3 protein-coding genes are annotated in these 5,619 nt (G+C 70.4%); 2 read left to right on the forward strand and 1 reads right to left on the reverse strand.

Annotated features, from left to right (window positions below):
- The first annotated feature begins 308 nt into the window (after positions 1 to 308).
- Positions 309 to 800, forward strand: coding sequence for a DUF4259 domain-containing protein (locus ACFWBT_RS14115; RefSeq protein ID WP_385699483.1), 492 nt, complete (start codon positions 309 to 311; stop codon positions 798 to 800).
- A 33-nt stretch (positions 801 to 833) separates the two neighbouring features.
- Here ACFWBT_RS14115 and ACFWBT_RS14120 read toward each other — a convergent pair whose 3' ends face one another.
- Positions 834 to 1,880, reverse strand: a complete 1,047-nt coding sequence (locus ACFWBT_RS14120) for an amidohydrolase family protein (RefSeq protein ID WP_385699486.1) — start codon at positions 1,878 to 1,880, stop codon at positions 834 to 836.
- Positions 1,881 to 2,971: 1,091 nt separating this feature from the next.
- On the opposite strand from ACFWBT_RS14120, the gene ACFWBT_RS14125 reads away from it, so the two are divergent.
- Entirely contained in the window at positions 2,972 to 4,807 is a 1,836-nt protein-coding gene (locus tag ACFWBT_RS14125; RefSeq protein ID WP_385699580.1) for an FAD-dependent monooxygenase, read from the forward strand.
- Positions 4,808 to 5,619: the final 812 nt, after the last annotated feature.

Raw genomic sequence — 5,619 nt, forward strand, 5'->3', positions numbered from 1 at the left:
CCTCCGCATGGGAAACAGCTGCATCGTCGCAGCCCGGCGCCGGCCGGCCAACATGTTTTCTCGTCCGCCGGGGGAATGCCACCTCCCACCGTCGTCGAGCATCAACGCAGCGCGGCACGTGCCGGCCGCCGTGACTGACGACGGCAATCGGCTCACTGGGTGTTCGAGCTCCCGGTGTGCTGTGATGCCTCCCGAAGTTGTGAACATTGCTGTCCGTTCTCGGGTTCTGGCGCAGCTTCTGTGACGCGGCCACTCTGAGTGACAGCAGGACGCCTTGAGCCGTACGCGAAGTCGCCCGAAAATGGCCCGTGGACAAGGCAGTTAGGCCGACAGTTCAGGGCCGTGGAAGAGGTCGTGCTCCGGCTGAAGGAACCTGGGACACTGGCCCCTTCGACAACGACACGGCTGCGGACTTCACCGACACTCTCGACGACGCCAAGCCCGAGGAACGTGAGGCACTGATCCGTGGCGTCCTCACGCGCACCGTTGACGCCACCGGCTGGCTCACCGAAGGAGAAGAAGCGGTGGCCGCAGCCGCACTGATTGCGGCGCAATGCCCTGGTGGCGCCCCAGTCGACACACCTTACGGCTGCCCTGAAGAAACCATGCCCGCCTTCCCCGATGATCTTAGGACGCTCGCGGACAAGGCCCTCGCTCGCATCATCAGCGATGAGGCCGGGCCAGCCTCGAACTGGGTCGACCCGGAAGACTGGAAGCAGTGGCGAGCCAACCTCAACCGCCTTCGCACGGTCCTTGCTCCGCCATCACTGTCCATCCCGCTGTTCAATGTCGAGCAATGAAAGAGCGTCACCCGCCACAGAACCTGTCGAGTATCAGGCGATGACTCGGCCACGCAGGATGATGCGGCTCGGGTGGGCCAGAACCGAGCTGTCGAGAGTCGGGTCCGTGTCATAGGCGACGAGGTCAGCGGGGCCTCCATCGACCAGCCCTGGCAGACCGAGCCAGGACCTGGCCGACCAGGACGCCGCGCCCAGAGCCGCTTCGGCCGATAGTCCGGCGCGGACCAGCCATTCGACCTCTGACGTGACAGTGCCGCACGGGAAACTGTCGGTGCCCGCGAAGACGGTGACGCCTGCTTCGTGCGCGGCCCGGACGTTGGGCAGCATGCCTTCCCAACCGGCCAGCCACCAGTCGCGACGGGCGCTCGGTTCCTTAGCACGTTGTTGGTCGGCTCCAGCGCCGAAGGCGCTGAGCGTCGGGACGAACGCGGTGCCTTGGGAGGCCATCTGATCGATCAGGCCGGGGTCCAGGTGCATGCCGTGCTCCAGGCTGTCGACGCCTGCTTGAACGGCATTGAGACTGCCGTCAGCGGTCTGGCAGTGGGCGGCTACTCGGCCGCCGATCGCATGCACGGCTTGCACGACCGCAGTGAGGATGTTCTGTGGCAGTGCCGGCTCGTCGTGCCTCCAGTCGGCGATAACTTTGCACCAGCCTGAAGACGCCTTGGCCTCCTCGACAGCCGCATGCACCAGATCCTCTTCACTCACGTCACGGCCGAAACCGGGAAAGAAGCGGCCGGGAGTGGCCAGCCAGCGTCCGGCTGAGTGGACCCGCGGCATCTGCGGATCCACGTCCACCCAATCCGGAATGCGTGCAGCAGACCCGGGCGTCCGGACCAGCAGCACGCCGGCATCGCGGTGATCGGTCAGGTGCTGGCGGAGCATCTCGTCGCTGAACCGGGCATCGAGGTTCTCGGTGCCCGGATGCGTGTGCACGTCGACCAGGCCGGGCAGCAGCCAACCCCCCTCGACGACGACATCCGCGTCCGGGACCGGCTCGGTCCGTAACCGGTCTCCATCGATCCAGAAGGACCGCTCTTCCCGTTCCGGCAGCACAATGCCTCGCACCTGTAGAACCACCAGCGACCGCCTCCTCGAACCTGCATGCACGTCGTTTGCCGATCCGTTGATCCTATGGGTGTTCGAATCAACTGAGCCGTGGCTGTGCCCTCGGGGCACCAGACACCCGGCGGGATCCGACAGGCGGTGCCGACACTGCCCCGACTCCACTCAGACCGGACACAACCAACGATCGGGCGGCACTTCAACCAGAGCAGCGACCCCATCGAAAGGGTGAGGTGCAGAGAAGGAAGGTGCTGTGCAACGGGTTGATCGCGGCTGGTCGGACTACTGGGGTGGATACGCCTGTCAGGTCTTGACCGGCGGCAACCATCGCGCTCTCGGGGACTGTCGTGTGGGGCGCTGTGGCTGGGGGGTGTGGTTCGGGTTCATGCGTTTGGCTTGTGTGGGGTTGGCCTACGTCGTCCGCTGCTCCGGGTGCGGGCTCGGGGATCGGTTGAGCTACGTCGGATTGGTCAGGGGCTGCGTTGGTGGTGCCGGGTTGGCAGTGTCTGTTGTGGTGATGTGGCGGGCCGTGGCTGCCGCCCTGGGGGCGGTGGCGGCCGGTGTCTTGGGGGACTGTTCTGACGGCGGGGGCGGGCAGTCCGGTATGTACGTTCAGGCGGGCGTCGGCAGTGGCGGGGCCTGTGTGCGGCGGGATGGGTCGTCCTCTCGTGGTGTCGCTGCCGGGGGGGGGGGTGGGTGGTGGCGGGTGCGGGTGCGGGTGCCGCTCCCGGGTGTGGCTGGGGGTGGTGGGGTGGGGGTGGGGTGGTGGGTGGTGTGGGTGGGGTTGGGTGGTTGGTCTTTTGTGGGGTGTTGGTGTGTGCGGGTTGTTGTGGTGGGGTGGGGACCGGGTTTATAAAGAACCGTCCACCCGGTTTTGTTTAGACGTCGGGTGCGGTGCGGTGGCTGCTGCTCGCCGGTAGCTGGGTGCGGTGTGGTGGCTGCTGCCGCTGGTGGCTGGGTGCGGTGGCTGCTGCTGGTGGCTGGGTGTGGTGGCTGCTGCTGGTGGCCGCCGGTGGTGGGTTGGTGTCGGGTGTCGGGTGTCGGGGTTGGGGGTTGGTGTGGTGGGTCGGGTGCATGTGGATGTGTTGGTGGTGGGTGGGGGGCCGGTGGGGTTGTGTCTGGCGGCGGAGTTGGCGGGGTTGGGGGTGCGGGTGTTGGTGGTGGAGGTGCGGGAGTCGGTGGAGGTGCGGCCGAAGGCGACGGTGTTGCATGCGCGGTCGGTGCAGTGTCTGGTGCGGCGTGGGTATGGCGGGGATGTGGTGCCTGTCGAGTACGGGGCACCGCCGGTCGGGGTGCGGGTCGGGGTGGGGGTGGGTGAAGGCGGGTGCGGGGAGGGGGTTTTGAGGGGGCGGATGCCTGTGGCTGGTGGAGTGGCGGCGGGGTCGTCGGCGGGGGTGCGGGACGGGGTGTTGCCGGGGGGTGGGGTGCCGGGGGGTGGGGTGGTTGCCGGCCGGGTGTCGGTGGGTGGGGTGGATTCTGTGTGTGCGGGTGGGGGGCCTGCTGTTGGGGTGCGGGCGTTCGGGGTGGCGGGGGTTTCGGCTGTGGCCGGGTCGGTGGGTGGTGGGGTGTCGTCGGTGTTTCATTTTGCGGGGTTGGGGGGGTTGGTGATTTCGGCTCCGGTGGGGGAGCCGGTGCCGGTGGTGCGGTGTGTGCAGGCGGAGTTGGAGGCGGGTTTTGAGCGGTTGGCGCGGGTGGCTGGTGCTCGGGTGGTGCGGGGGGTGTCGGTGGAGGGGCTGGTGGTGGAGGGGGATTGTGTGCGGGTGGTGGGGCGTGGGGGTTCGGGGGTGGTGAGTTGGCGGGCTGGGTTTGTGGTGGGGGCGGATGGTGCGCGCAGTGTGGTGCGGGAGTTGGCGGGTTTCGGGTGCCGGTCGTGTCCGGCGACGGTGCGGGCGTTGATGGGGTGGGTGCGGCCGGGGCGGGTGGGGGATCTGGTGGCGGGGTGGCATCGGACGCGGCGGGGGTGGGTGGTGGTGAAGGACGCGGGGGACGGTGGGGTGCATGTGCGGACGTTGAACTGTGCCGGGGGGGAGGCGGAGGGGGTGCGGGGGCGGCCGGTGGGGTTGGAGGAGTTGCGGCGGGAGGTGTCGTGGATCGCGGGGCGTGATGTGGCGATGGGGGAGGGCCGGTGGCTGTCGCGGTTCAGTGATTTCTCGCGGGTGGCGCGGACGTTCCGGAGGGGGCGGGTGCTGCTGGCGGGGGATGCGGCGCATGTGCATTTCCCGGTCGGGGGGCAGGGGTTGAGTACGGGGCTTTTGGACGCGGTGAATCTGGGGTGGAAACTCGCGCTGTGTGTGCGCGGTGGTGCGGGGGAGGAGTTGCTGGATTCCTATGACGTGGAGCGCAGGCCTGCGGCGCAGCGGGTGGTGGACAACACGCGGGCGCAGTTGGCGTTGATGCGGCCGGGGGCGGAACTGGATCCGTTGCGTGATCTGTTCGGTGCTCTGATGCGTGGTGGCGGGGCGGGGGGTCTGGGGGAGATGGTCAGTGCGCAGGACACGGTGCTGCCGGTGGCGGAGGGGTCCTGTTCGCCGTGGGAGGGAAGGTTTCTGCGCAATGTTGTGCTGCGGACCGGGCGCGGGGTGATGGATGTGATCGGTCTGCTGCGGGGCGGGGCGGGGCCGGTGCTGCTGCTGGCGGGGGAGGGGGGCGGTGGGTTCGCGGAGCAGGTGCGGGGGTGGCCGGGGGTGGTGCGGGTGGTGCGGGTGGCGTCGGTGCCGGGTGTGGACTGTGATGCGCTGCTGGTGCGGCCGGACGGTTACATCGCCTGGGCCGCGGACGGGGGGCGGGGGCTGGATGTCGCGCTGACGGCGCTGCTCGGGCCCGGCCGCGGAGCCGCGACCCCGCCACCGCCGCGGGCGCGGGCGGCGACCCCGGTGGCGGGCCTGGCGGCGGGGCCGGTGGGGTCGCGGTGGTCTCCGGGGACTGCTCCCGCGGTCCGCTGAAGACTTTCCCGCCGCCGCTGGTGGTAGCGGCCCTGCCGGCGCAGGCGCAGACACCGGCATTCGCAGCGGTGCCGGGGGCGGTATCCGCGGTGACGCCGGGGCCGGTATCCGCGGCGGCAGCGGGGGCGGGCGGTATCTGCGGTGGCGCCGAGGGGGCGCCTGCGGTGGTGCCGACCGGTCCGCCGCCCGGTCCGCCGCCCGGTCCGTTGGCCGGTCTGTGGGGTGTGGGGTCTGGTGCGGGTGTTGTTCCTGCGGTTCGCCGAAGGGCCTCTCGGTGTCCCGGCGGTGGTGCCGGCCGTCTCTGGGGCGGCGGGGCCCTGGTGGACATGGCGGCCGGTGCGGGGTGGTCTGCGGGGAGCGGTGCCGAGGGGCCGCCCGGTCTGCGGGGCGGTGCTGTGGCCTGGGGCGGTGTGGCGGCGGTTGGTCCGGAGTGCGTCTGCGGGCCCCGGCCACGCCACCACAAACCGACCGGCACCCCCCAACCAGCTTTGGCGAGCCGAAGGAACAGCACCAGGCACCGACAGCGCCACCCAACACACCTGGGGTCTGGTGGGGGGTGTTGGTGTTGTTCCTGTGGTTCGTCGAAGGCTTCCCCGCCTCCGTTGCCATATCGGGGGTGCCCCCACCTTCCGGGGTGCCCCGCCCCGAGGGTGTCCCCCGCATCGGGAGGTGCCACCGCCTCCGGGGTGTCACCGGTCTCCGGGGGTGCTCCGCCCCGGGGGTGCTCCGCCCCGGGGGTGCTCCGCCCCGGGGGTGCTCCGCCCCGGGGGTGCTCCGCCCCGGGGGTGCTCCGCCCCGGGGGTGCTCCGCCC

It is taken from the genome of Streptomyces sp. NPDC060027, assembly GCF_042737005.1.
Lineage (GTDB): Bacteria > Actinomycetota > Actinomycetes > Streptomycetales > Streptomycetaceae > Streptomyces.